Genomic DNA, 24,830 nt, shown 5'->3' on the forward strand with positions numbered 1-24,830 from the left:
TCCTCGACGTCGGGTGGGGGGACAGGGCGCGCAAGCGGTGCGCGTACGTCAGCGCACACATCGCGCGACTCCCCCCTGCCCGCTGCCGAGGACGCCGCTGCCGACGCGGCCGCCCTCCTTGGCGAACGATGAGTAGACATCCGTCGTCTTCACGTTCAGAAGTCCCAACCCTCTTCCTCGGCCACGTCCTTGACGAGCGCGGGTGACGCGAACGACTCGCCGACCATGCCCGCGGTGAGCGTGGTGCCGTCGGCCGGGTCGATGAGGATGAAGGAGCCGGTGCGCCGCGAGTCGGCGTAGGAGTCGGCCGGCAGCGGCTCGGCGGTGCGGATCTTCACCCGGCCGATGTCGTTGGCGACGAGCTGTCCCGGGTGCGGGTGCAGGGACAGGTCGTCGAGCGTCAGCCGGGACGGGATGTCCCGCACGATCGCCTTGACCGTCCGCGTGCCGTGCTTGAGCAGCACCCGGTGCCCGACGGTCAGCGGGGCGTCGGCGACATGGCAGACGGTCGCCTCGATGTCCTGCGTGGTGGCCGGCGCGTCCTTGGTCGGCACGATCAGGTCACCGCGCGAGACGTCGATGTCGTCCTCCAGCAGGACCGTCACCGACTGCGTCGTCCACGCCACGTCGACCGGCTCGCCCAGCAGGTCGATGGCGGAGATCCGCGTGGTCCGCCCGGACGGCAGGACCGTGACCTGCTCGCCGACCCGGAAGGTGCCGGCCGCGATCTGGCCCGCGTACCCCCGGTAGTCGGGGTGCTCCGCGGTCTGCGGCCGTATCACGTACTGCACGGGCAGCCGGGCGTGGCAGTGCGCCAGGTCGTGGCTGACCGGCACGGTCTCCAGGTGCTCCAGCACGGTCGGACCGCCGTACCAGTCCATGTGCGCGGACGGCTCCACCACGTTGTCCCCGACCAGTGCCGAGATCGGGATCGCGGTGACCTCGGGGACGCCCAGCTCGGTGGCGTACGCCGTGAACTCCTCGGCGATCGCGGCGAACACGTTCTCCTCGTACCCGACGAGGTCCATCTTGTTGACGGCGAGGACGACGTGCGGGACGCGGAGCAGGGCGGCGATCGCCGCGTGCCGGCGGGTCTGCTCCACCACGCCGTTGCGGGCGTCGACGAGGACCACCGTCAGCTCGGCGGTGGAGGCGCCCGTCACCATGTTGCGGGTGTACTGCACATGGCCCGGGGTGTCGGCGAGGATGAACCGGCGCCGGGGCGTGGCGAAGTAGCGGTAGGCCACGTCGATGGTGATGCCCTGCTCGCGCTCGGCGCGCAGGCCGTCGGTGAGCAGCGCGAGGTCCGGGGCCTCCTGGCCGCGGCTCGCCGAAGCGCGCTCCACGGCCTCCAGCTGGTCGGTGAGGATCGACTTGGAGTCGTGCAGCAGACGGCCCACCAGCGTGGACTTGCCGTCGTCGACGGAGCCGGCGGTGGCGAACCGCAGCAGCGTGGTGGCCGAGAGGGCCTCGGTCGTGATCGTGCTCATGCTTAGAAGTACCCCTCGCGCTTGCGGTCTTCCATCGCGGCCTCGGAGAGCTTGTCGTCGGCGCGGGTGGCGCCGCGTTCGGTGAGCCGGGAGGCGGTGATCTCGGCGATGACGGCGTCCAGCGTGGTCGCGTCGGAGTCGACGGCGCCCGTGCAGGACATGTCGCCGACGGTCCGGTAGCGCACCAGGCGCTTCTCGACGGCCTCGCTGTCCTTCGGGCCGCCCCACTCGCCGGCCGTCAGCCACATGCCGGCCCGCCGGAACACCTCCCGTTCGTGCGCGAAGTAGATCTCCGGCAGCTCGATGCCCTCCCGGGCGATGTACTGCCAGACGTCCAGCTCGGTCCAGTTGGACAGCGGGAAGACCCGGACGTGCTCGCCCGGCGCGTGGCGCCCGTTGTACAGGTTCCACAGCTCGGGGCGCTGGCGGCGCGGGTCCCACTGGGAGAACTCGTCGCGCAGGGAGAACACGCGCTCCTTGGCGCGAGCCTTCTCCTCGTCGCGGCGCCCACCGCCGAAGACGGCGTCGAACCGCTCGCTCTGGATCCGCTCCGTCAGCGGAACGGTCTGGAGCGGGTTGCGGGTGCCGTCGGGCCGCTCCTTGAGCACACCGCGGTCGATGTAGTCCTGGACGGAGGCCACATGGAGGCGCAGCCCATGTGCGGCCACCACACGGTCCCGGTACTCGAGGACCTCGGGGAAGTTGTGTCCGGTGTCCACATGCAGCAGCGAGAAGGGGACCGCGGCCGGCCTGAACGCCTTCAACGCCAGGTGCAGCATGACGATGGAGTCCTTGCCGCCGGAGAACAGGATCACCGGCTTCTCGAACTCGCCCGCCACCTCACGGAAGATGTGCACCGCCTCGGACTCCAGCGCGTCCAGGTGCGAGAGCGCGTACGGGCTGTCCGTGCCGTCCGTGACCTCTGCGCTCGCGGTCATGCCAGTCCCCTCTCGGTCAGCAGCGCGTGCACGGACGCGGCGGACTCCCGAACCGTCTGGTGCTGCGACTCGATCCGCAGATCGGGCGTCCGCGGCTCCTCGTACGGATCGTCGACCCCGGTCAGGCCGGTCAGCTCGCCCGCGGCCTGCTTGGCGTACAGCCCCTTCACATCACGCTCGCTGCACACCTCGACCGGCGTCGCCACATGGATCTCCAGGTACGGCGTGGCGTTCTTCGCGTGCCGCTCCCGCACCGCGTCCCGGCTGTCCGCGTACGGGGCGATCACCGGCACCAGCGCCTTCACGCCGTTGCGGGCGAGCAGTTCGGCGACGAAGCCGATGCGCTGCACGTTGGTGTGCCGGTCCTCCCGGGTGAAGCCGAGGCCCGCCGAGATGAACGCGCGGATCTCGTCGCCGTCGAGCACCTCGGCCCGGTGGCCCTCGGCCCGCAGCCGGTCCGCCAGCTCGTGGGCGATGGTGGTCTTGCCGGCGCTCGGCAGACCCGTGAGCCAGACGGTGGCTCCGGTCGTCACGTGGTTCTCCTGAGTCTGATCGTTCGTCATCCGTGCAGTCCGCACTCGGTCTTGCCCCGGCCCGCCCAGCGGCCGGCGCGCGCGTCCTCGCCCTCCAGGACCCTGCGGGTGCAGGGGGCGCAACCGATGGAGGGGTAGCCGTCCATCAGCAACGGGTTGGTGAGCACGCCGTGTTCGGCGATGTAGGCGTCCACGTCGGTCTGCGTCCAGCGGGCGATGGGGGAGACCTTGACCTTCCGCCGCTTCTCGTCCCAGCCGACGACCGGGGTGTTCGCCCGGGTCGGGGACTCGTCGCGGCGCAGGCCCGTCGCCCACGCCTGATAACCCCTCAGTCCCTCTTCCAGGGGCTGGACCTTGCGCAGCTTGCAGCACAGGTCCGGGTCACGGTCGTGCAGCCTCGGGCCGTGCTCGGCGTCCTGCTCGGCGACCGTCCGCTTCGGCGTGAGGGTGATGACGTTGACGTCCATCACGGCCTCGACGGCGTCCCGGGTGCCGATGGTCTCCGGGAAGTGGTAGCCGGTGTCGAGGAAGACCACGTCGACGCCCTTGGCCACGCGCGAGGCGAGGTGGGCGACGACGGCGTCCTCCATGGAGGAGGTGACGCAGAACCCCTTGCCGAAGGAGTCCACCGCCCACCGCAGGATCTCCAGGGCGGAGGCGTCCTCCAGGTCGCGGCCCGCCTGCTCGGCGAGGGCCTTGAGCTGCTCGGTCGTGCGGTGCCGTTCCTGAGCCGTCGTCATGACCCGCTCTCCCCCTCGTTGTCGGCTCGCTGCAGACCCCGGGACAGCAGCCCGAGGAACTTCAGCTGGAATGCGCGGTTGCATGCCCCGCATTCCCAGGCGCCGTGACCCTGCTCGTTCGGACGCAGGTCCTCGTCACCGCAGTAGGGGCAGTAGAAGGGTGCGGCTCGCTCGCTCATGACAGCGCCTCCTCGGAGGCCCGCGACGCCCAGGCGGCGAACCGCTCGCCTTCCTCGCGTTCGGCCTGGAACCGCTTCAGCACCCGCTCGATGTAGTCGGGCAGCTCCTTCGAGGTGACCTTCAGCCCGCGCACCTTGCGGCCGAAGCCGGGCTCCAGCCCGAGCGCGCCGCCCAGATGCACCTGGAAGCCCTCGACCTGGTTGCCGTCCCCGTCCAGGACCAGTTGGCCCTTGAGACCGATGTCCGCCACCTGGATACGGGCGCAGGCGTTCGGGCAGCCGTTGAGGTTGATGGTGATCGGCTCGTCGAAGTCCGGGATGCGGCGCTCCAGTTCGCTGATCAGCGAGATGCCGCGCGCCTTGGTCTCCACGATGGCGAGCTTGCAGAACTCGATGCCGGTGCACGCCATGGTCCCGCGCCGGAACGGCGACGGGGTGACCGTGAGTCCGAGCGCCTCCAGCCCCGCGACGAGCGAGTCGACCTGGGCCTCCTCGACGTCCAGCACGATCATCTTCTGTTCGACCGTGGTGCGGACGCGGCCCGAGCCGTGCGCCTCGGTGACGTCGGCGATCTTGGTCAGCAGCGTGCCGTCGACCCGGCCGACGCGCGGCGCGAAACCGACGTAGAAGCGGCCGTCGTTCTGCCGGTGCACACCGACGTGGTCACGCCAGCGCTCCACCGGCTGTGCGGGGGCCGGGCCGTCGAGCAGCTTCCGCCCCAGGTACTCGTCCTCCAGCACCTGCCGGAACTTCTCCGCGCCCCAGTCGGCGACCAGGAACTTCAGCCGGGCCCGGGTGCGCAGGCGCCGGTAGCCGTAGTCGCGGAAGATCGAGATGACGCCTTCGTGGACGTCGGCGACCTCCTCCAGCGGGACCCAGGCGCCCAGCCGCACGCCGATCTTGGGGTTGGTGGACAGTCCGCCGCCGACCCACAGGTCGAAGCCGGGACCGTGCTCGGGGTGGTCGACGCCGACGAAGGCGATGTCGTTGATCTCGTGCGCCACGTCCAGCAGGGGCGAGCCGGAGACCGCCGACTTGAACTTGCGGGGCAGGTTCGAGAAGGCCGGGTTGCCGACGATCCGGCGGTGGATCTCGTCGATGGCGGGGGTGCCGTCGATGATCTCGTCCGCGGCGATGCCGGCGACCGGGGAGCCGAGGATCACGCGGGGGGTGTCACCGCAGGCCTCGGTGGTCGACAGGCCGACGGCCTCCAGCCGGTTCCAGATCTCGGGCACGTCCTCGATGCGGATCCAGTGCAGCTGGATGTTCTGCCGGTCGGTGATGTCGGCGGTGCCGCGCGCGAACTCCTGCGAGATCTCGCCGATGACCCGCAGCTGCTGCGTCGACAGCCGTCCGCCGTCGATCCGGACCCGCAGCATGAAGTACTTGTCGTCCAGCTCCTCCGGCTCCAGGACCGCGGTCTTGCCGCCGTCGATCCCGGGCTTGCGCTGGGTGTACAGCCCCCACCAGCGCATCCGGCCGCGCAGGTCGTTGGGGTCGATGGAGTCGAACCCGCGCTTGGAGTAGATCGTCTCAATGCGTGTCCGCACATTGAGACCGTCGTCGTCCTTCTTGAACTGCTCGTTGCCGTTGAGCGGGGTGAGGTGACCCACGGCCCACTGACCCTCGCCGCGGTGACGGCTGACCCTGCGGCGGGGCGCGGAGGCGTCGGGGTTCGGTGGGGTGGCGGCCATGGTTCTACGTCCTTCGGGACAGGCGGAAAGCGGCTCTGACCTGCACATTCAAGCGCACGCCGACAGGGTGGCGCGGCCGTGCGCGAGCGGAATCAGGTGCGGGGATCTCGGCGGTGCTGAAGTGTCAGCTCGCCGGACAGATGGCGCTGGACATGCGGCCGAGATCGACGTGCCGCCGACTCACCAAGGCAATTCCAGTTCCGGACATGGCGAAAGCGTGTCACGGCGATCTGAACAGAGTCCAGCTTCGTCCGGCATTCGGACATCCGGGTCTCGAAGAGCGAGACGGGCGTGTCGTCGCTCACATGCGCTGCGCGGAGGCTTGTCCCGCCAGCTCAGGCGGGGTATGCGCCGGGCCACGGCCCGGGCGTCGCCACCTCGGGCTCCAGCTCCACCTTGGTGTCGAACAGCTGGAACCCGCGCCGCAGATAGTTGTCCATCGCGTGCTCGCCGTCCTTGCTGCAGGTGTGCAGCCACACCCGCTTGGTCGGCGTACGCCCCGGCCAGCGCTCCGCCAGGTCCCAGGCACGCGCCGCGCCGTGCGTCAGCAGGTGACCGCCGACGCGCCGGCCGCGGAAGGCGGGCAGCAGTCCGAAGTAGACGATCTCGACCACACCCTCGTCCTGCGGCTCCAGCTCCACATAACCCGCGGGGGTGCCCCGGTCGTAGGCGACCCAGGTCTCCACGCCCGGCCGTTCCAGGTACTCCCGCCACCGGGCGTAGCTCCAGCCGAGCCGGTCGGTCCAGCGGATGTCGCCGCCGACGGAGGCGTACAGGAAACGGCTGAACTCCGGGGAGGGCACCTCGGCGCGCACGATCCGGACGTCGCCCTCGGGCGCGGCGGCGGGCAGCAGATCGGCCGACGACGTCTGCTGCAGGGACCAGGTGGTGACAGGGGCGCTGCTCATGCGGGCCAGGGAACCATCTCCCGCGCCGGTCTGTCGATCGACCGGCGCACACACCGCGCTGAACCGCGGGGCCTCGGAGGATGGGTTCGGCGACCGGTCGCGCGGCCCGGCGGCCCGGCCGGTCAGTTCAGCGATCGGTCGAGCGAGGCGAGCGGCAGGGCGAAGAGCATCCGGTCCGACAGGGACCACACCTCACCCGTCTCCTGCCAGAAGGAGAGGGAGCCCGCCGACCGTGCCCAGCAGTGGTGCGAGGCGTCCGCGCCACAGTGGGCGGCCCGCGCCCCCTTGCCGTCCTGCCGCCACAGAGCGCCCCGACCGTCCCGCGAGCTGGGCAGTCGTCCCACATACCAGGACGCGGTGTCCGTTCCGGGCCGCCGGTACGACAGCACCCCGCGGATGCCGGCCGCCCGGGTCCGGTAGGCCTCCACCGCGTCCGCCCGTCCGGCCCGGTCGGTGGCGAGCAGCCCGCCGCGTGCCGGGTCGGAGCTGAACGCGTACCGCCACAGCCGGGCCTTGCGGTCGCCGTCGGGTGCGGTCCACTCCGCGGCGACCAGGCTGTCCGGCGAGGTGCCGCGGTCCAGGGCGAGCGCGCCGGGGCAGGGCGGCCCGGAGGCCGAGCAGCGGCCGGAGGTGAAGCGGTAGGAGCCGACCGCGGGCATCACGTACCGATAGCCGTCGGCCGACCAGCCGCCGGGCACCCGGCCGATCGCGGGCCCGTCGACCGTGGTGCGCTGGATGCGGTCGAGGTCGTAGACGTAGAGCGCCTCGGCACCGCCCGTGGACGTCGTGACCAGCAGTTTGTTGTGGTGCCAGACCATGCCGGAGACATCGGAGGTCAGACCCCGGTAGTCCCGGCCGCCCTGGACCGGTATCACCAGCAGCACCCAGCGGTAGGCGAGCCGCCCGGGGTCGTCGGCGTCGACGAAGGCGACCCGGGCGAGGCCCCGCTCGGTGGCGCGGCCGGTGGTGGCGCTGTGGGTCCAGCCGGCCAGGACGACCCGGTGCCTGCCCCACACGCCGTCCTCGTCGGCGTCGCCGGAGGTGGTCACGGAGGCCGGCCGCCAGGCGCCGGACGTGGTGTCCGCCGGGTCCCAGCAGTAGGCGCGGGCGGGAGAGGGGGCGACGGGCAGCGACGCGCGGTCGTCGGCGGAGCAGGCGGACCCCTCGCGCAGGGCGCGGTCGGTGTCGTCGATCACGGTGCTCACGCCGGCCGCACCGCCCATCGCGGCGGAGAGCCGGTCCAGGGCGCGGGCCGGGATCAGGTGCTCCTGGAGTCGGAGCGGAGCGGTGTCCGCCGCGGCGGACAGTGGCTTGAGAGCGCCCGGGTCCCCGGTCACCTCGGCCTGGGACACGCTGATCAGGGTGGCCGTCGCGGTGAGCGCCAGCGCGGTCCCGGTCAGTACCGCGCGCAGCGCCGCGCCCCGTCTGCGTCGGCGGTGTCTGCCGCGTTGCTTCATGCTTCCTCCCGAGCGGGCCAACTGCGGCGTGCGATCCGTATGTTGATCGGGGAGCAGGTGGGGAGGCCCGTAGGGGATGCTACGGCAGCAACGGGCCGCGCAGGGCGAAGACCCCGCAAATATGCGGAAGACACACGCAGGGGGCAGGCGTACGGCTCTCACGCGCCCGGGCGGCCGCCGGCTGTCCGCCGGTCGTCCGCCGGCGCCGCCCTTCCGTCCGCCACCGCCCCTCTGTCCGTCCTCGCCGGCGCCACCCGTCTGTCCGCCACCGCCGGTGCCGACGACCCGGGCAGCAGGTCACGAGGGTCCTCGGGGAGCAGCACCGCGATCTCCGCGTCGCCGCTCAGGCGGTAGGGCCGGTGCGAAAGCAGTTCGCCGAGATAACGCCGGACGCGCGAGATCTCCGCCCGTACGGTCACCGTCCTGGACGGGTCGCCGAACAGGTCCCGTGCGAGGCTCGCCGCACCGCGCCCGGACGGGTGTTCGGCGAGCAGGAATAGCAACTCGGCGTGGCGGGGACTCAGTTCACGCGACCAGGAACCCGCCGACGTCTCGACCGTCAGCACACGCCGGCCCGGCCGCGTGAGGTCCAGCACGATCCGGGCGGCGCCGGACGCGGACGGTTCGCCCTCGGCCCGCAGCAGCCAGCCCCCGGCCAGCGGCTCCACCGCGCACGCGCCGAGCACGGGCAGCCACCGGCGGCCCGGAACCAGCGACTTGGGCAGCCCGACCCGCCGCACGTACGGCATCCCGGTCACCGCCGCGGCCCAGCCGTCGCGGTCCACCACCAGCGCGCGCCCGCCCAGCCGGGCCAGCACGGGCGCCGACGTCGCCCGCAGCCGCTCCAGCGAGGCCAGATGCAGCTCCCGCAGCCGCGCCTCCGCCAGCTTGGCCACCGAGTCCACCCAGGCCAGGGTCGCCGGATGCACGGTCGCCAGCGGTCCGCTGACGTCCACGACCCCGATCAGCCTGCCGTCCCGGGGATCGGTGACCGGTGCGCCGGTGCACGTCCAGGAGGCGTGCGAGCGTACGAAGTGCTCGCCGGCGAAGACCTGCACGGGTCGTCGTACCACCGCCACGGTGCCCACGCCGTTGGTGCCGACGACGTCTTCCCGCCAGTCCGCGCCGAGTTGCAGACCGAGGCCGTCGGCCTTGCGCAGCACCGGCCGCGACCCTTCGCGCCACAGCACGCGCCCCTCGGCGTCCGCGACGACCATGATGTGCTGGGCGACGTCGGCGACCGAAAGCAGACCCTGGCGCAGCACCGGCAGGGCATGCCGCAGTGGTGACTCCTCCCGTCTGCGCCGTACCTCGTCGCGGGGCAGCAGGCTCGATCTGACGTCGTGATCGGGGTCGACCCCGTTGCGCAGCATCCGGCCCCAGGACTGCTCGATCACCGGCCTGGGCGCGATAGGCGCACGCTGTCCCGCGAGTGTGGCCTCGCGCACCTCGTGCAGCACACGCGCTGCCTGCGCCGTGTCCAGGGCGGCCAGGCGCGTCATGCTCAGCGCCACGTCCAGCGCCGCGTCCGTCGGCGGGTTCACCACTGGGGCCTCCCGGGAAGGGGCATCGAAGACGCTTGTCAAGTCGTCCGGGTGGCGGTTTCCGGTCCGACTGTGCCTCTCATACTGCCGCTCCGGGCAGGCCGGAGGCACACACTCCGCGCATGTGCGCCGACAAGTTGCAACCTCTTGCAACCCTGGTGAACCGCCGTACGGTGGCCGAGACTTGACTGTGGCGCCGTCTGCGGGCGGCGTCCGCGGCCTTCAACGGGCCCAGGAGGCGGGGGTGGTGCCGTGTCGGCGCAGCACCACCCCCGCCGGGGGCCGATCGGCCGGAAGTTCGCCGGTCGCTCTCCCGGGCGCGGACGTGGACGCGGGGGCGTGGAAGCGCCCGGCAAGCGCGGGCGCTCGCGCCTCCTCGAGCCGGTGGTGAGGCTCGGGAGAACGCGGAAAGCAAGGCTTCGCGCCCCCTTCAGGCCGACCGGACGGCGGGGCGGCAGGGCGGCAGGGCGGCAGGCCGAAAGGGCCAACAGGCCGACAGGCCGACAGATGGCGGCGCGGCCCGTGCTCAGGGGTTCGGGCGGGCCCTGTCCACCACCCGGGCCAGATCCAGGCCCGCCGGCAGGGTGCCGAAGGACGCGCCGTGGTCGCCGCCCAGCCGGGAGGCGCAGAACGCGTCGGCGACCTCCGGCGGGGCGTGCCGCACCAGCAGCGAGCCCTGCAACGCCAGGGCCAGCCGCTCCACCAGCCGCCGGGCCCGCCCCTCGACGCCCTCCAGGTCGGCCAGTTCGGTGAACAGGGCCTTCACCGCCCGGTCGAGCCGGTGATCGGCGCCGTGCGCCCGGCCGATCTCGGTGAGGCAGGCGTCCAGCGCTGCCGGCTCACGCCGCAACGCCCTCAGCACGTCCAGCGCCTGGACGTTCCCCGCGCCCTCCCAGACGGAGTTCAGCGGCGACTCGCGCACCAGCCGGGGCAGGCCCCATTCCTCGACGTACCCGTTGCCGCCCAGGCACTCGGCGGCCTCCACGGCCACCGGCGTACACCGTTTGGTGATCCAGTACTTCGCGGCCGGCACCGCGAGCCGCAGGAGGGCGCGTTCCTGTTCACCGCCGTCGTCGTAGGCGGCGGCGAGCCGCAGCGCGAGCGCGGTCGCCGCCTCGGACTCCAGCGCGAGATCGGCGAGCACGTTGCGCATCAGCGGCTTGTCGATCAGCTTGCCGCCGAACGCCTCCCGGTGCGCGGTGTGGTGGATCGCCTGGGCCACCGCCTGCCGCATCAGGCCCGCCGAACCGAGCGCGCAGTCCAGGCGGGTCGCGGCGACCATCCCGATGACGGTCGGTACCCCTCGCCCCTCCTCACCGATCCGGCGTGCCCAGGTGCCGTCGAACTCGACCTCGGCGGAGGCGTTGGACCGGTTGCCCAGTTTGTCCTTGAGCCGCTGGATACGGAAGACGTTGCGGGTGCCGTCGTCGAGGACGCGGGGGACCAGGAAGCAGGTCAGGCCGTCGGGCGCCTGGGCCAGCACCACGAAGGCGTCCGACATGGGCGCCGAGCAGAACCACTTGTGGCCGGTCAGCACATAGGTGTCGGCCTCGGCCAGGGGCCGCGCCACGGTGGTGTTCGCGCGTACGTCGCTGCCGCCCTGCTTCTCGGTCATGCCCATACCGAAGACCGCCCCCGGCTTCTCTCCGGCGGGCCGCAGCTCACGGTCGTAGATGGTGGAGGTCAGCCGGGGCTCCCACACGGCGGCGAGCCGCGGGTCGGCGCGCAGCGCGGGGACGGCCGCGTGGGTCATCGACAGCGGGCAGCAGTTGCCCGCCTCGACCTGGGTCCACACGAGGAATCCGGCCGCCCGGCGCACATGTCCGGCCGGTCGGCTCCAGGCCCCGGTCAGCCCCGCGGAGACGCCCTTGCCGAGCAGCCGGTGCCAGGCCGGATGGAACTCGACCTCGTCGATCCGGTGCCCGTACCGGTCGTGGGTGCGCAGCCGGGGCGGGTGCTCGTTCGCCTGTACCGCCCACTCCTCCAGCTGAGCGGAGCCGGCGGCCTGCCCGAGCGCCGAAAGCTCGGCACGCACCTCCTCCAGCACGGCCGGGTCGGTGTGCCGCTCGACCGCCTCGACGAGAGCCCGGTCGGCCGTGAAGACGTCGTACCCGATCAAGGGGGGCGGCTGATTCGTCACGGTGTGGGTGGGGGTGCCTGCCATGGTTGCGAACCTACCCGGGACGGCGGTGATGATGGCCTCCAGGCCGGTACAGCTCCTTCGACGAGCGCGCCCGGTCACTCCTTGTGGCCCGGGTGATCCCGTCCCGCGACGGGCATGATCCCGGTCCGCGGGCCGCCTGATCGGATTCCCGGGCCCCGGAAGGTGAGGGCGGTGCGGTGCTGCGGATACCGTTGGGTCGTGCAGCCAGCAAGTGACACCTCCGAGCGGCCCGCCGGCCGGCTCCATCGGGCCAGGGCCCTCTACCGGAACGTCTCCAAGCGCAGGACCGCCTGGCTGCTGCTGAAGGACACCGTCAACTCCTGCATGGAGTACCGCATCCTCGGTCTGGCGGCCGAGGCGGCGTTCTTCACCCTGCTGTCCGTGCCGCCGCTGCTGCTGAGCCTCATCGGCCTCCTCGGCTACGTCGACGACTGGACCGGCGCCGACACCATCCACAGCCTGGAGAACAACCTTCTCGAGGCCTCCCGCACGGTGCTGTCCGACAAGGGCGTGCGGGAGATCGCCCAGCCGATCCTGCACGACGTGATGCGCGGAGGCCGGCCCGACGTCATCTCCATCGGCTTCCTGTTCGCCCTGTGGTCGGGCTCGCGCGCGGTGAACGTCTTCATCGACACCATCACCGTCATGTACGGCCTCGACGGCGTCCGGGGCATCGTCAAGACCCGCATCATGGCGTTCCTGCTGTTCATCGTGGCGCTGCTGATCGGCTCGGTCGCGCTTCCGCTGATGGTGGCGGGACCGGACGCGGTGGTGCGGATCGTGCCCTGGTCGGAGACGGTCGTCCAAGTCCTGTACTGGCCGGTCGTCATCGTCCTGTCCATCGCCTTCCTGACGACCCTGTACCACGTCTCGGTGCCGGTCCGCTCGCCGTGGATCGAGGACGTCCCCGGCGCCCTGGTGGCCCTCGCCATGTGGGTCCTGGGCAGTTTCCTGCTGCGCATCTACCTCACCCACACCATCGAGGGCGCCACCATCTACGGCTCCCTGGCAGCCGCCGTCGCGGTGCTGCTGTGGATCGGTGTGTCCGCCTTCGCCGTGCTCGTCGGCGCGGCGGTGAACGCGGCGATCGACCGCGTCTGGCCCGCCGCCGCCACGGCGGCCGCCCGTGAGGCGAACGGCCGTATGCGTGAGGCGCAGGTCGCCGAGTACGTCGCGCGTGCCGCGGCGGCCGCCCGCGAGGCCGACCCGGACGATCCCGACATGCCCTCCGAGTTCCCCGAGCGCTGGTCCCGCTTCCTGCCCCCGGAGGACGTGACGGCCCGCCTGCGCGCCCACGCGAAGAACCCCCACCACTCCCGGCACTCCCACCAGCCGCATCGGACCGACGGTCCCCATCCCGGAGACACGAGCCACCGGTAGTCGTCAGGTAGGAGTCGGGCACCGGCGGTGTGTCCCGGCCCCGCCGCTCCGGGCGGGCGGCGCCCCGGCCCGGCCCGTTCGGCGCGAGGTGTCGGGCCACCAGGCACCCCGTCGGCTGCCCGCCGACGAGACGTCGTAGGACGGCGGCGGGATGGGCGCCGGCCATCCGCCGGCCTGATGTCGTGAGCAGGGCGACGAAGGCGCACGGCTGTTCTACACGGCCCTCGGACACACCGCCGAGACCTGCCTCGACCCGGCCTTCCCGGCGCACCTCGACGGCGGCCTCGCCTGGGCGGGGCGGCTCGCCGAGTGACGTTTCTGCGGTGAACCGGTTGCGCCATTGAGGTGAGTAAAGCGCGCGTAGATGGAAGGTCACGTGAGTATCTAGAGATGCTCTTGTCTTGGCAAAGGGCGTCGAGACGCGCGGGCCCACCCGTCCCGCGTCACCCACCCACATGAGGAGCCGGACCTTGACTTACGGTAAGAAGCTGCGCGAGCGCATCGCCGGGCCCGGGACGACACCGCTGATCGGCGTGTACGACATGTACTCGGCGTCGATCGCGGCCAAGCACTACGACGGGATGTTCGTCTCGGGCTTCGGCTTCGCGGCCTCGTACTACGGGCTGCCGGACATCGGATTCATCGCCTGGCCGGACATGGTGGCCTTCGTCCAGCGGCTGCGGGGCGCGTTCCCGCACCACCATCTGCTGGTCGACATCGACGACGGCTACGTCGACGCCGAGGTCGCGTGTCACGTCGTCGAGGGACTGGAGCGCATCGGCGCCTCCGGCGTCATCCTGGAGGACCAGAAGCGGCCCCGCCGTTGCGGCCACGCCGACGGCAAGCAGGTCCTGCCGCTGGAGGAGTACCTGGAGAAGCTGCACCAGGTCCTGGAGACCCGCAAGGACCTGGTGGTCGTCGCCCGTACGGACGCCACCGACGAGCACGACATCCTGCACCGCGCCGAGCGGCTGGCCGCGACCGACGCGGACGTGGTGCTGGTCGACGGGGTGCGCAGCATCGAGTGGATCAAGCGCATCCGGGAGGTCGTCGGCAGCAAGCCGCTGCTGTTCAACCAGATCGCCGGCGGCAAGTCGCCGCGCCTGTCCCTCGGTGAACTGTCCGACCTGAGCGTCGACGTGGCGATCTACAGCACCCCGTGCCTGTTCGCCGCGCACGAGGCGATGGACAGCGCGCTCGCCGGTCTGAAGGCGGCCGACGGCCGGCTGCCGGAGGTGGACCCGGCGAGCGGGATCGGCGTGAAGGCCTCCACCACCCTGCTGGAGCGCAACATCGCCCGTGAGCGGCTCACCCCCGAGGGCGTGGGCGTGTGATCCGTGCAGTGCCCCGCCTCGGGGCGGTGGCGGCGGTCGCCGCCGCGCTCCTCGGCGCCGGTGCCGTACCCGCGTGCGCGTCGGGGGGCCTGGTCACCGTGATCGACAACTCGCACGCCGACTCGATCCTGGAGGTCGACCGCACGGCCAACCTGCAGACCGGCAGCGGCACCGCGGGCAGCGATCACGACGGCAGCGCCGTGGACGTGGTCGAGGCCATCTTCGGGTCGAAGGGGCCGGGCCAGGAGGAGGACTGACATCGACGGGCGGCGGATCGCGGCCCGTCGCCCGACCGGCGGACGCTCGCACACGGCGGCCGGGCACCCCTGCGGGTGGTGTCCGGCCGCCGGTGTGCTCAGTCCTCGCCGAGGTCGGGGCGGCCGTTCTCGTCGACCTCGACGTCCTCCTTCGGATCGTGCTCGTCGGCGGGCGCGGTTACGGTGGCGCGGTGCTGCCCGGGGGCGAGGGTGTGGCAGGCGGCGTGGGCCGTGCCGTAGGCGGTGACCAGGGCGACCGTGGCCCCGGCGAGGGCCGCGGCGGTACGCGTGGTGGGGTTCATGCCCGGCAAACGATCTTGACGGGTGCGGGTCACCGCCATGTGCCCGAACGGAACGGGCCCGTCACGCAGTTGGCCCGCGCGCGCTCCGCGGCCGTCGCCCCGGCGCGGCCGGTGCGCGGGGCGGCCGGTGCGCGGGGCGGCCGGTGCGCGGGGCGGCCGGTGCGCGGGGCGGCCGGGGTACGCCGAACGGCCCAGGGTGGGGCCCGTGCGGCGGAATACCTCCGCCCGCCGTGATGCTCTGGTGTGAACAGTGCACCGGTGCGGCTGTGCGGTCGCACGCGACCCCGTGAAGGGCTGGTGGGCGATGACGGCAGACCGGACGGCCCCCGTGGCCAGGACGCCCCAGGGGACCGTACGCGGCCGGTACGAGCACGGCATCGCCGTGTTCCGGGGCATCCCGTACGCCGCTCCGCCCTTCGGGCCACGCCGGTTCCGGCCGCCCGAGCCGCCCGAGCCCTGGGACGGCGTGCGCGACACGGTCGCCTTCGGGCCGACCGCGCCGAAACCGCCGTACTCCGCGGCCTTCGCGCTGTACCTGTCCGACCCGGAGATCCCCGGCGACGACTGTCTCAACCTCAACGTGTGGACCCCCGAGCCGGGCCCGGGCGCCCGGCTCCCCGTCCTGGTCTGGCTTCATGGCGGCGCGCTGACCAGGGGATCCTCGGCCGTGCCCGTGTACGACGGCAGTGCCTTCGCCCGGGACGGGGTGGTCTGCGTCTCCGTCAACTACCGGCTGGGCGTGGAAGGGTACGGGCTGTTCCCGGACGCGCCGCCCAACCCGGGCCTGCGCGACCAGTTAGCGGCACTGCGCTGGGTCCACGAGACGATCGCGGCCTTCGGCGGCGACCCGGACCGGATCACCCTGTGCGGCCAGTCGGCCGGCGCGATCAGCGTCGGCGCCCTGGTCGCCGCACCGCAGGCCCGGGGTCTGATCCGGCGGGCGGTCCTGCAGAGCGGCCCACCGGAGGCCCTGGACCGCGACAAGGTACGCCGCGTGGTCCGCCGTATGGCCAACCGGCTGAGGATCCCCGCCACCGCGGCGGCCTTCGCCGCCGTCGACCGCGACCTGCTGCTGCGCACCCAGGCCGAGGCCGGCCGGCTCGGCAGCCCGGTGCTGGGCGGTCCCGCGTTCGGCATCGTCGTCGACGGTGACCTCGTACCCCGCGATCCGCTCGAGGCACTCCTCGACGGCGGCACCGCGCCGGGCGTCGGCCTGCTGATGGGCTGGACCCGGGACGAGTACCGGCTGTGGCTGGTGCCGGGTGGACTGCTGGAGCGCGTCGACCGGCTCGGCCCCGTCGCCCTGGCCGGCGCGATGGCCCGCTGTCACGCCGGTCACGACCTGCCGCGCGGCTACCGCGTCCTGCGACCCGACGCCGGCGTCGCCGAGACCGTCGGCCAGATGGTCACCGACCACCTGCTGCGCCTCCCGCTGCACCGCCTCGCCGACGCCCGCCCCGGCACCTCCTACCTGTACGAGTTCGCCTGGCCGTCCGCCCTCCCCGGCCTCGGCGCCTGCCACGCCCTGGAACTGGGGTTCGTCTTCGACACCGGGAACGTGGCCGACGCCAGGAAACTGGCCGGCGAGGGCGCGCCGCAGGAGCTGGGCGACGCGATGCACGGGGCCTGGGTGCGGTTCGCGACGACCGGGGACCCCGGCTGGCAGGCCTGGGACGCCACACACCCCGTGCGGATCTTCGGCGACGGCGAACCGCACACCGCGTTCGGCCCCCGGGACGCCGAGCTGGCCCTGTGGACGGCCACCTCCTCCACCCGACAACCCCGCACCGACGCCGAGTTCCGCGCCCCCGGCACCGAACTGGCCTCGGCGGTAAGGCGTCTACGCCGCTCAACGGCCCCCCACCGCCACTGACGCCCCCACCCGCAGCCCCGGCGAGCCCTGCCACCCCGGGCCCCGCCGCCCAGGCCCCGCGACCGGGGCCTGTCAATCCGGGCCCGCCGATCGCGACCCGCGGGTCCGGGCCTGCTGCCCTGGGCCCGCCGACGCGGGCGCGCGCGTCCGAGCTTGCTGCCCGATGCGCCGGTCCGGGCTTGCTGCCCGATGCGCTCGTCCGGGCTTGCTGCCCGGTTCGCCGGTCCGGCTTGTTGTCTTGGTCCGCCGACGCGGGCCTGCCACCGGCCCGCCCGGCCCGACATCCGAGCCCTGCCAACCAAAGCCCCGCTGCCCAGGCCCCGCGACCGGGGCCTGTCAATCCGGGGCCGCCGATCGCGGCCCGCGGGTTCGGGCCTGCTGCCCTGGGTCCGCCGTCGCGGCCTGCTCGTCCGGGCCTGCTGCCCGGGGCCCTCCGACGCGGGCGCGCTCGTCCGGGCTTGCTGCCCGGTTCGCCGGTCCGGCTTGTTGTCTTGGTCCACCGACGCGGGCCTGCCACCGGCCCGCCCGGCCCGGCATCCAAGCCCTGCCAACACGGGCCCCGCCGCCCAGGGCCCGCGACCGGGGCCTAACAATCCGGGCCCGCCGATCGCGGCCCGCGGGTTCGGGCCTGCTGCCCGGGGTCGCCAACCCGGGTCCGCTGCCTTGGGCTCGCCAACCGGGGCCCGCCCCCTGGGCCCGCCAACCCGGCCCCGCCGACCGTGAGTCGGCAAAACGAGCCTGGCGACCGCAGATCCCGCGGCGTAGTCGCCCGCACGTGGGTCGGGTAGCGCACTGCACACCCCCTCTCCGCCGCACGCCCCGCGCCCGCCCCCCTCAACCCCCTAGCTGCGCAGCCGCGTCGCTCACTTCAAGGTGGAGGCGAGGTCGGTGATCGTCGGGGGGCCTACTCGGCAGCAGCCGCCGATCAGGCGGGCCCCCGCCGCGCGCCACGCCTCGACCTGTCCGGTGTCGAACGTCGAACGTCCCGTCCAGGCGCGCGCGTCGGCGTCCCAGGCCTCACCACTGTTGGGGTAGACCACGACCGGCTTGCCGGTGACCCGGGCCGCGATCTCCACCGCCGGCTCCACGTCCTCGGACGCACAGCAGTTGACGCCCACCGCGATGACCTCGTCCACGTCGGCGGCCGGGGCGAACGCCTCCTCCAGGGGCTGCCCGGCGCGGGTGTGCCGGCCGTGGACGGAGTACGACAGCCACGCGGGCACGCCCAGCCCCCGGACCGCGCCGAGCAGCGCGGCGCCCTCGTCGGCGTCGGGCACGGTCTCCAGCGCGAGGACGTCCGGCGCGGCCGCGGCCAGCACCTCCATCCGCGGCCGGTGGAAGCGCTCCAGCTCGGCGACGCCCAGCCCGTAGCGGCCCCGGTACTCGGAACCGTCCGCGAGCATCGCCCCGTAGGGCCCCACGGAGGCCGCCACCCACAACGGCCGGTCCACGCCGGCCTCCCCGGCCCGCCGGGCCGCCTCGCGGGCCAGCTCCACGCTGAGGGTGAGCAGCCGCGCCGCCTCCTCACGGCCGATGCCGCGCCGCGCGAACCCCTCGAACGTGGCCTGGTAGCTGGCGGTGATCGCCACGCTCGCGCCCGCGAGGAAGTAGGCGAGGTGCGCCTCGACGACGGCCTCGGGCCGCTCGGCGAGCAGCCGCGCGGACCACAGCGCGTCGCTCAGGTCGTACCCGGCCGACTCCAGCTGGTTGGACATGCCGCCGTCGAGCACGACCGTTCCGGTGGCGAGGGCGTCGGCGAGGGAGGGGGAGAGGGCGCGGGTCATGCCCCGACGCTAGTCCAAAGCCTCGCGCCGGTCAGCCCGCGGGCTCCCCGGCCCCGGCGGACGACCCCTGGTAAGCGCTTGCTGCAAGCGGTACGGTCTACCCGGCCTGGTCCGTGACGTGTGTGCCGCCGGAAGGAACGCCACCACCGTGATCGCACTGCCCGCCGAGGACCGCGCGTCCAGCCCGTACACCGGCTACACCCGCGCCCACTGGGAGGCCGCGGCGGACGCCCTGCTCGCCGCCGTGGCCCCGTACGCGACTCCCGACCGCGCCCTCTACCACCTGCCCGGCGACCATGTGAGCCACGCAGGCCACCTCTCCGACGGCCTGGAGGGGTACGCCCGGACGCTGCTGCTGGCCGCCTTCCGCCGCGACGAGACCATTCTCGGCAGATACGCCGAAGGGCTCGCGGCCGGTCCGGCCGGGGTCTGGCCCGTCATCGAGGACCGCGGCCAGCCGCTCGTCGAGGCCGCGTCGATCGCCCTCGCGCTGCGGCTGACCCGGCCGCTGCTGTGGGACCGCCTGGACCACCGGGTGCGCGAACGGACGGCCGACTGGCTGGCGGACGCACTCACCGCCCGACCCTGGCCGTGCAACTGGGAGTTGTTCCCGGTGACCGTCGGCGGCTTCCTCCAGGAGATCGGGCACCGGCCGAAGGCGGCGCGCGAGGCGATCGACCGCGGCCTGGCGCGGATCGAGGACTGGTACGTCGGCGACGGCTGGTACACCGACGGCGACGGCCGCAAGTTCGACCACTACAACGGCTGGGCCCTCCACCTGTACCCGGTCCTGCACGCATGGCTGGCCGACGACCACGAACTCCTCTCCCGCTACGGCGGGCGGCTGTCCCGGCATCTCGCCGACCAGGCCCACCTGTTCGGCGGCGACGGTGCCCCCGTGCGCCAGGGCCGCTCCCTGACCTACCGCTTCGCGGCCACGGCCCCGCTCTGGCTCGGCGCGCTGACCGGACACACCCCACTGGCCCCGGGCGAGACCCGGCGCCTGGGATCCGGCGCGCTGCGGTACTTCCTGGACGGTGGCGCGGTCGACGAACGGGGTCTGCTGCCGCTGGGCTGGTTCGGCCCCGACGAGTCCCTCGTCCAGGACTACTCGGGCCCGGCCTCGCCCTACTGGGCGAGCAAGGGCTTCCTCGGCCTGCTGCTGCCACCGGACCCACGAGGTGTGGACGGCGCGGGAAGAACCAGGACCGGTCGAGCGCGCCGACCGGGTGCGCCCGCTCCCCGCCCCCAACTGGCTGGTGCAGAGCACCCGTTCCGACGGCCTGGTACGGCTGCACAACCACGGCAGCGAGGACGTCCGTTACGACCCCTACTACACGCGGCTCGCCTACTCGACCGCGACCATGCCCGTACCGTCGTACGACAACAGCGTGATCGTCGGGGCGGACGCGAGCCGCACGGGGATCGAGCCGCTCGGTACGGGGGCGGGGTGGATCGCCTCCCGGCACACCGTGCGTGACGTGATCACGGTGACCAGCCTGGTGCTCGCCGAGGGCGCGGCGGAGGTGCGGGCCCATCTGGTCGCCGGAGCCCCGCCCGCGACCCCGGTACGGATCACGGGCTGGCCGGCGCGGGAGGGCGTCCGGGCCGAACTGGTGCCGGTCCATGGCCTGTCGGAGGAGTCGGCCGGGGAGACCGGGGAGGGCGAGGCCACGCTGTTCGTGGCGCTCGCGCGGCTGACCGGTGAGCCGCGGCCCCGCCCCCTCGCTGACCTGGTCTGCGTCGAGGTGCGGGAGGACCACGCGGTGTGCGTCCGCTGGGCGTCCGGCGCGAAGGCCGCGTTCCGGTTCACCCGGTCGTACGGACCGTCCGCGGCTCCTTCGTGGTCGGTGACCCGCGAGTGAGCGTGTCGGTGAGGAGGGCGGCGAACTCCTCCGGGTGTTCCAGCGTGCCGAGGTGACCGCCGGGGAACTCGGCGAACGCGCCGTTCAGCCGGTCGGCGAGCAAGTGTGCCGTGTCGTAGAGGAGTTGGCCGCGCGAGTCGGCTCCGGCGGCGACGGTGAGCCGGCCCGGGGGAGCGGTGAAGCCGGGCGCGTGGGCGGTGAAGGGGCGCAGGACGTGGGCCAGGAAGACGCCCATCGGCGTCGCCGACCCGCCCTCGGCGGGCGGCGGTTCGGGACCGTCCAGCCCGTCGATCAGCTCCGCCCGCCGCCGCGCCCCGTCGGGCAGCAGGGTCACGCACGGCGGTTCGTGCGCGACGACGTGCGCCAGCCGCCCCGGGTGCCGGGCGAGCAGATCCAGGACGGCGATGCCGCCGGAACTGGTCCCGAATACATACGCGGACTCGCCCGGCGGCAGCACCTCCTCCAGCACCCGGTGCGCTCCCTCGCTCCAGTCCGCCACCCGCTGTTCGGCGACCGGCCGGCCGAGCCGGCCGTGGGCGAGGCCCAGCGGGTCGTACGTCACGACGGTGAAGCGCGCGGCCAGTCGCTCGGTCAGCGGCCCGAGCCCCATCGGATGTCCGGCACCGCCCGGTGCGAGCAGCAGCACGGGACCGCTGCCGGTGATGTCGTGGGCGTGCGGAAACGTATCGGTCATCGTGTCTCCACCCTCTCCCCGGTCGGGTCGGTCGCACCGATTCCCCGGGGTTCGTTCGGCCCGCCGGTTTCCCGCGGCCAGTGCGCGAGGGCCAGGTGCAGGGCGTCGATCGCCTTGTCCCAGGACGCCTGGACGTCCCGGTCGGCGCCGAAGCCACCGGTGGACTCCAGCGCGCAGTAGCCGTGGAAGGTGCTGCGCAGCAGGCGTACCGCGTCCGTCAGGTCGGGTTCGCCGAGGCCGTAGGCGCGCAGCATGCCGTAGGTGATCTCGGCGGTGCGGCGCATCGCGGGGGAGTCGGCGATCAGGGACTGGTCGATACGGATCTGGGTGGCGGCGTAGCGGCCCGGATGCTCCAGGGCGTACGCGCGGTAGGCGCCGGCGAAGGCGGCCAGCGCCTCCTTGCCCGCGCGGCCGGCCACGGCCACCGCGATCCGGTCGATCAGCTCGCCCCCCGCGTACAGCGCGAGCCGGGTCCGCAGGTCCTCCAGACCCCGCACATGCGAGTACAGGCTCGCGTCCTTGACACCGAAGCGGCGGGCCAGCGCGGACAGGCCGACGTGCTCGAAACCCACCTCGTCGGCGAGCTCGGCGGCGGCCGCGACGACACGCTCGGCGTTCAGTCCCGCCCGGACCATCGCGGTGCCCCCTTCCCCAAGCCTTACCTAGGACCTCTAGGTTCTGACCTAGGTATACCAGGGAAGGGGGTTTCGGGCTCATTCCTTTTCGTCGACGGCGGTCTGCGCGTCCGGCGCCGGGGAGAAGACGAACGAGAACTCCGCCGGCTCGGCCCGCAGATGGTGGCGGGGCAGCGGGCCCGGGCCGCAGGACTGGGAGCCGATGCCGTGCTGGCCGTGGTCGAGATGGACCCAGACCGTCCCGCCCGGCACCAGATCGGCGCGGTGGGAGGCGGCGTCCAGTTGCTCGGTGGTCCACCGGCGGACGGTGAGGAAGAAGGCCGGGTCGCCCTCGATCCGCAGACCGCCCAGCTCCGCCCAGCGCACGTCGATCCGGGCGCCGTTCTCCTGCGGACGCACATAGGGGGTCTGCATGCGGTCGACGCTCGACCGCCAACGGCCGATCGCGGCCGCCGTCCTGGTGTCCGGGTACGCCTCGCCCGGGCCGCCGCCGAACCACCGCACCCGGTCGGCGGCGGACAGCCCGAGGCGGACGCCGAGCCGGGGCAGCGGCACCTTCCACTCGCCCTCCGGGACGACGGACACGACCAGCCGCAGGCGCTCCCCGTCCGACGTCCAGCGGAACACCGTCGACAGCCCCAGCTCCGTGGCGGCCGGCGCCACCCGGGTGTGGACCGTGAGCGCGTCCTCGCCGGTCTCCACCGCGTCCAGGCGGTGCCGCGCCCGGTGCAGGCCGAGCTCGCGCCAGGCCGGGCCGTAGCGCAGGTCGCGGCGCCGGCCGGCACCGTCGTCGTTGTCGGTGGTAGCGCGCCACACGTCCAGACGCGGCCCGGAGACGGGCACGCCGCCGATCGCCCGCAGGGCACCGGTGCGGGCGTCGAAGGCGCCGGGGCCGAGCGTGACCAGCCCGCCGGCGGGCACGGCCCGGGCGGTCGCGGTGACGCGCGGCACCCGGCGTGCCGAGACCGGGATCTGCCCCCAGGCGACGACGTGCCCGGCGGGCGCCCACGGGGTGTCGGCCGCGAGCACCGCCCGGACCGTCCAGAACGCCTCGCCGTCCGGCGCTCCGGGGGGCGGCACGGGCAGCTCGACGTCGGCCGCCTCGCCGGGCGCCAGCGCGGGTGGCGGCAGGGTGCCGGACCCGACCGGCTCCCCGTCGACCTCGTAGGACCAGACGAGGGCCAGCGCCGACAGGTCGGCGAAGTCGTACTTGTTGGTCACGCGGACGGTGCCGTCCCTGCCGTCGCCGGTGAGCGCGACCGGCTCGATCACCTTCTTGTACTCGACGAGGCCGGGTGAGGGCTCCCGGTCGGGGAAGAGCAGCCCGTCGCAGACGAAGTTGCCGTCGTGCAGCTCCTCGCCGAAGTCGCCGCCGTAGGCGTAGCCCAGTTCGGGGTGGGCGATGCCGTGGTCGATCCACTCCCAGACGAACCCGCCCTGCAACCGCTCGTGCGCCTCGAACAGCCGCTGGTAGTCGGCGAGTCCGCCCGGTCCGTTGCCCATCGCGTGCCCGTACTCGCAGAGCAGGAAGGGCAGTTCGCGGCGCCTTCGGGGGCCGCCGTCAAGACCGCGGCCGATCCGCGCGACCTCGGCGTGGTCGGCGTACATCCGTGAATAGACGTCCGTGTCACGGCAGTCGGGGTCACCCTCGTAGTGCACCGGCCGGGAGGTGTCCCGGCCGTGGATCCACTCGGCCATGGCGGTCAGACCACGGCCGGTGCCCGCCTCGTTGCCGAGGGACCACAGGACGACCGAGGGGTGGTTCTTGTCCCGCTCGACCATGCGCGCGGCGCGGTCCAGCAGCGCCGGGGTCCAGCGGTCGTCGTCCACGGGGTTGTCCCGCCAGCCCTGCCCGGTGAAGCCGTGCGTCTCCAGGTCGCACTCGTCGACGACCCACAGGCCGTACTCGTCGCACAGGTCGAGGAAGGATGGATGCGGCGGATAGTGGGAGGTGCGCACGGCGTTGACGTTGTGCCGCTTCATCAGCAGCACGTCCTCGCGCATGGTGGCGAGGTCCAGCGCCCGGCCCCGCTCCGGGTGCCACTCGTGCCGGTTGACGCCCTTGAACAGCACGGGTCTGCCGTTGACCTTGATCAGGCCCTCCGACACCTCCACGGTACGGAAACCGATGCGCAGTGGCACCCGTTCCCCCTCGGTGGCCAGCACGCCGTCGTACAGCCTCGGTGTCTCGGCCGACCACGGCTCGACCCTCGCGGTCGCCGACTCGCCGGTCGCGATGTCGATGCCGAGCTCCGGCACGGACACCCGGCCGGCCACCTCGGAGTCGACGCGTAGCGTGCCGGTGGCCTCGCGGTGGTCGTAGGAGGCGTGCACGAAGAAGTCCAGGACGCTGCCGGCCGGGCGGTGCAGCAGGGTGACGTCACGGAAGATGCCCGGCAGCCACCACTGGTCCTGGTCCTCCAGATACGAGCCGGCCGACCACTGGTGGACGCGGACCGCGAGCACGTTGCCGGCCGGCCTCAGCAGATGCCCGACGGCGAACTCGTGCGGCAGCCGGGAGCCCTTGAACTCGCCGAGGAGCATGCCGTTCAGCCACACCCGGGCGCAGGACTCCACTCCGTCGAAGCGCAGCGCCGCGCCACCGTCGGCCGGCCAGTGCGCGGGCAGGTCGAACACGCGCAGGTGGTCGCCGGTCGGGTTCTCGGTCGGTACGCGCGGCGGGTCGACCGGGAAGGGATAGAGGTGGTTGGTGTAGGCGGGGGAGCCGCGGCCCTGGAGGACCCAGTGGCCGGGGACGGAGATCTCCGTCCAGCTGTCGGCGTCGTGACCGTCCGCCGTGGGGGCGGCCGCCCACTCCGGCGGGGCGCAGGCGAAGGAGTCGTCCTCGGCGTCGGCCGTGTCCGACAGGCGGAAACGCCAGGTGCCGTTGAGGGAGAGGGACTCGGCGTCCGAGGACGCGTACCGGGCGCGGGGCGGCAGCGCGCCGCTGCCCGGCGAGACGTCCTCGACGTAGTCGGTGCTGGTGCGCGATGACATCGGTCTCCTAGCTCGGCCTGGGATGCCCGTCCGTGTGCCACCCGCGCACCGGCCGGCACCGG

Annotated in this window: 20 protein-coding genes and 1 pseudogene; 5 read left to right on the top strand and 16 right to left on the bottom strand. The window is 73.2% G+C overall.

Annotated elements, in window-relative coordinates; genetic code table 11:
- Positions 1–155: 155 nt before the first annotated feature.
- The 11 genes from ACIBA9_RS17435 to ACIBA9_RS17485 all read right to left on the bottom strand — a co-directional run bounded on the left by ACIBA9_RS17435 (position 156) and on the right by ACIBA9_RS17485 (position 11,647).
- Complete coding sequence (locus ACIBA9_RS17435) at positions 156–1,490, bottom strand: sulfate adenylyltransferase subunit 1 (RefSeq protein ID WP_399363817.1); 1,335 nt, start codon at positions 1,488–1,490, stop codon at positions 156–158.
- Between the two features lie 2 nt (positions 1,491–1,492).
- On the bottom strand, positions 1,493–2,428 hold the full coding sequence (cysD, locus tag ACIBA9_RS17440) for a sulfate adenylyltransferase subunit CysD (protein ID WP_399363819.1): 936 nt from the start codon (positions 2,426–2,428) through the stop codon (positions 1,493–1,495).
- Entirely contained in the window at positions 2,425–2,991 is a 567-nt protein-coding gene (cysC, locus tag ACIBA9_RS17445; RefSeq protein ID WP_399363821.1) for an adenylyl-sulfate kinase, read from the bottom strand. The genes cysD and cysC overlap by 4 nt, the downstream gene beginning before the upstream one ends.
- Entirely contained in the window at positions 2,988–3,701 is a 714-nt protein-coding gene (locus ACIBA9_RS17450; RefSeq protein WP_399363823.1) for a phosphoadenylyl-sulfate reductase, read from the bottom strand. The genes cysC and ACIBA9_RS17450 overlap by 4 nt, the downstream gene beginning before the upstream one ends.
- Positions 3,698–3,880, bottom strand: a complete 183-nt coding sequence (locus ACIBA9_RS17455) for a hypothetical protein (RefSeq protein ID WP_399363825.1) — start codon at positions 3,878–3,880, stop codon at positions 3,698–3,700. Before ACIBA9_RS17455 ends, ACIBA9_RS17450 begins: the two co-directional genes overlap by 4 nt.
- Complete coding sequence (locus tag ACIBA9_RS17460; RefSeq protein ID WP_399363827.1) at positions 3,877–5,574, bottom strand: nitrite/sulfite reductase; 1,698 nt, start codon at positions 5,572–5,574, stop codon at positions 3,877–3,879. The genes ACIBA9_RS17455 and ACIBA9_RS17460 overlap by 4 nt, the downstream gene beginning before the upstream one ends.
- 124 nt (positions 5,575–5,698) lie before the next feature.
- On the bottom strand, positions 5,699–5,782 hold the full coding sequence (locus ACIBA9_RS17465; protein WP_309486338.1) for a putative leader peptide: 84 nt from the start codon (positions 5,780–5,782) through the stop codon (positions 5,699–5,701).
- A 127-nt stretch (positions 5,783–5,909) separates the two neighbouring features.
- Positions 5,910–6,482, bottom strand: coding sequence for a GNAT family N-acetyltransferase (locus tag ACIBA9_RS17470; RefSeq protein WP_399363829.1), 573 nt, complete (start codon positions 6,480–6,482; stop codon positions 5,910–5,912).
- Between the two features lie 122 nt (positions 6,483–6,604).
- Entirely contained in the window at positions 6,605–7,939 is a 1,335-nt protein-coding gene (locus ACIBA9_RS17475) for a hypothetical protein (RefSeq protein WP_399363831.1), read from the bottom strand.
- 158 nt (positions 7,940–8,097) lie between these two features.
- Positions 8,098–9,441 carry a GAF domain-containing protein gene (locus ACIBA9_RS17480; protein WP_399364126.1) on the bottom strand — a complete coding sequence of 448 codons (1,344 nt, stop codon included), beginning with the start codon at positions 9,439–9,441 and terminating at the stop codon, positions 8,098–8,100.
- Positions 9,442–10,009: 568 nt separating this feature from the next.
- Positions 10,010–11,647 carry an acyl-CoA dehydrogenase family protein gene (locus ACIBA9_RS17485; protein ID WP_399363833.1) on the bottom strand — a complete coding sequence of 546 codons (1,638 nt, stop codon included), beginning with the start codon at positions 11,645–11,647 and terminating at the stop codon, positions 10,010–10,012.
- 198 nt (positions 11,648–11,845) lie between these two features.
- Between ACIBA9_RS17485 and ACIBA9_RS17490 the strand changes: the two genes are divergently transcribed.
- The 3 genes from ACIBA9_RS17490 (at position 11,846) to ACIBA9_RS17500 (ending at position 14,618) form a co-directional block, all read left to right on the top strand.
- Positions 11,846–13,027, top strand: coding sequence for a YihY/virulence factor BrkB family protein (locus ACIBA9_RS17490; protein ID WP_362153142.1), 1,182 nt, complete (start codon positions 11,846–11,848; stop codon positions 13,025–13,027).
- A gap of 470 nt (positions 13,028–13,497) precedes the next feature.
- Positions 13,498–14,361, top strand: a complete 864-nt coding sequence (locus ACIBA9_RS17495; protein ID WP_399363835.1) for an oxaloacetate decarboxylase — start codon at positions 13,498–13,500, stop codon at positions 14,359–14,361.
- Positions 14,358–14,618: a hypothetical protein gene (locus ACIBA9_RS17500; protein ID WP_399363837.1), complete on the top strand. Its 261-nt coding sequence runs from the start codon at positions 14,358–14,360 to the stop codon at positions 14,616–14,618. Before ACIBA9_RS17495 ends, ACIBA9_RS17500 begins: the two co-directional genes overlap by 4 nt.
- 98 nt (positions 14,619–14,716) lie before the next feature.
- Here ACIBA9_RS17500 and ACIBA9_RS17505 read toward each other — a convergent pair whose 3' ends face one another.
- Positions 14,717–14,920 (bottom strand): hypothetical protein, encoded by a 204-nt coding sequence (locus ACIBA9_RS17505; protein ID WP_399363839.1) that lies wholly within the window; start codon positions 14,918–14,920, stop codon positions 14,717–14,719.
- A 304-nt stretch (positions 14,921–15,224) separates the two neighbouring features.
- Here ACIBA9_RS17505 and ACIBA9_RS17510 point away from each other — a divergent pair, with 304 nt between their 5' ends.
- The gene (locus ACIBA9_RS17510) at positions 15,225–16,793 is read left to right on the top strand and encodes a carboxylesterase/lipase family protein (protein WP_399363841.1); all 1,569 of its coding nucleotides are present in this window, start codon (positions 15,225–15,227) and stop codon (positions 16,791–16,793) included.
- A gap of 863 nt (positions 16,794–17,656) precedes the next feature.
- Here ACIBA9_RS17510 and mmuM read toward each other — a convergent pair.
- On the bottom strand, positions 17,657–18,577 hold the full coding sequence (gene mmuM / locus ACIBA9_RS17515) for a homocysteine S-methyltransferase (protein ID WP_399363843.1): 921 nt from the start codon (positions 18,575–18,577) through the stop codon (positions 17,657–17,659).
- A gap of 151 nt (positions 18,578–18,728) precedes the next feature.
- On the opposite strand from mmuM, the pseudogene ACIBA9_RS17520 reads away from it, so the two are divergent.
- A pseudogene (locus ACIBA9_RS17520) lies at positions 18,729–20,442 on the top strand (DUF2264 domain-containing protein).
- Here ACIBA9_RS17520 and ACIBA9_RS17525 read toward each other — a convergent pair.
- The 3 genes from ACIBA9_RS17525 to ACIBA9_RS17535 all read right to left on the bottom strand — a co-directional run bounded on the left by ACIBA9_RS17525 (position 20,387) and on the right by ACIBA9_RS17535 (position 24,768).
- Positions 20,387–21,136, bottom strand: a complete 750-nt coding sequence (locus ACIBA9_RS17525; RefSeq protein ID WP_399363845.1) for an alpha/beta fold hydrolase — start codon at positions 21,134–21,136, stop codon at positions 20,387–20,389. The pseudogene ACIBA9_RS17520 and the gene ACIBA9_RS17525 sit on opposite strands and share 56 nt — an antisense overlap.
- Positions 21,133–21,771, bottom strand: a complete 639-nt coding sequence (locus ACIBA9_RS17530) for a TetR-like C-terminal domain-containing protein (protein WP_399363847.1) — start codon at positions 21,769–21,771, stop codon at positions 21,133–21,135. Before ACIBA9_RS17530 ends, ACIBA9_RS17525 begins: the two co-directional genes overlap by 4 nt.
- Before the next feature lie 78 nt (positions 21,772–21,849).
- Complete coding sequence (locus ACIBA9_RS17535; RefSeq protein ID WP_399363849.1) at positions 21,850–24,768, bottom strand: glycoside hydrolase family 2 TIM barrel-domain containing protein; 2,919 nt, start codon at positions 24,766–24,768, stop codon at positions 21,850–21,852.
- Positions 24,769–24,830: the final 62 nt, after the last annotated feature.

Origin of the sequence: Streptomyces sp. NPDC051452 (assembly GCF_044454765.1) — a bacterium.
Taxonomy (GTDB): domain Bacteria; phylum Actinomycetota; class Actinomycetes; order Streptomycetales; family Streptomycetaceae; genus Streptomyces.

Coding starts and splice junctions, on each gene's coding strand:
- ACIBA9_RS17480 (WP_399364126.1), bottom strand. CDS start 9,441: ATGACGCGCCTGGCCGCCCTGGACACGGCGCAGGCAGCGCGTGTGCTG.
- ACIBA9_RS17535 (WP_399363849.1), bottom strand. CDS start 24,768: ATGTCATCGCGCACCAGCACCGACTACGTCGAGGACGTCTCGCCGGGC.
- ACIBA9_RS17525 (WP_399363845.1), bottom strand. CDS start 21,136: ATGACCGATACGTTTCCGCACGCCCACGACATCACCGGCAGCGGTCCC.
- ACIBA9_RS17510 (WP_399363841.1), top strand. CDS start 15,225: ATGACGGCAGACCGGACGGCCCCCGTGGCCAGGACGCCCCAGGGGACC.
- ACIBA9_RS17505 (WP_399363839.1), bottom strand. CDS start 14,920: ATGAACCCCACCACGCGTACCGCCGCGGCCCTCGCCGGGGCCACGGTC.
- ACIBA9_RS17435 (WP_399363817.1), bottom strand. CDS start 1,490: ATGAGCACGATCACGACCGAGGCCCTCTCGGCCACCACGCTGCTGCGG.
- ACIBA9_RS17460 (WP_399363827.1), bottom strand. CDS start 5,574: ATGGCCGCCACCCCACCGAACCCCGACGCCTCCGCGCCCCGCCGCAGG.
- ACIBA9_RS17530 (WP_399363847.1), bottom strand. CDS start 21,771: ATGGTCCGGGCGGGACTGAACGCCGAGCGTGTCGTCGCGGCCGCCGCC.
- ACIBA9_RS17485 (WP_399363833.1), bottom strand. CDS start 11,647: ATGGCAGGCACCCCCACCCACACCGTGACGAATCAGCCGCCCCCCTTG.
- cysC (WP_399363821.1), bottom strand. CDS start 2,991: ATGACGAACGATCAGACTCAGGAGAACCACGTGACGACCGGAGCCACC.
- ACIBA9_RS17470 (WP_399363829.1), bottom strand. CDS start 6,482: ATGAGCAGCGCCCCTGTCACCACCTGGTCCCTGCAGCAGACGTCGTCG.
- ACIBA9_RS17450 (WP_399363823.1), bottom strand. CDS start 3,701: ATGACGACGGCTCAGGAACGGCACCGCACGACCGAGCAGCTCAAGGCC.
- ACIBA9_RS17465 (WP_309486338.1), bottom strand. CDS start 5,782: ATGTCCGGAACTGGAATTGCCTTGGTGAGTCGGCGGCACGTCGATCTC.
- mmuM (WP_399363843.1), bottom strand. CDS start 18,577: ATGACCCGCGCCCTCTCCCCCTCCCTCGCCGACGCCCTCGCCACCGGA.
- ACIBA9_RS17475 (WP_399363831.1), bottom strand. CDS start 7,939: ATGAAGCAACGCGGCAGACACCGCCGACGCAGACGGGGCGCGGCGCTG.
- cysD (WP_399363819.1), bottom strand. CDS start 2,428: ATGACCGCGAGCGCAGAGGTCACGGACGGCACGGACAGCCCGTACGCG.
- ACIBA9_RS17455 (WP_399363825.1), bottom strand. CDS start 3,880: ATGAGCGAGCGAGCCGCACCCTTCTACTGCCCCTACTGCGGTGACGAG.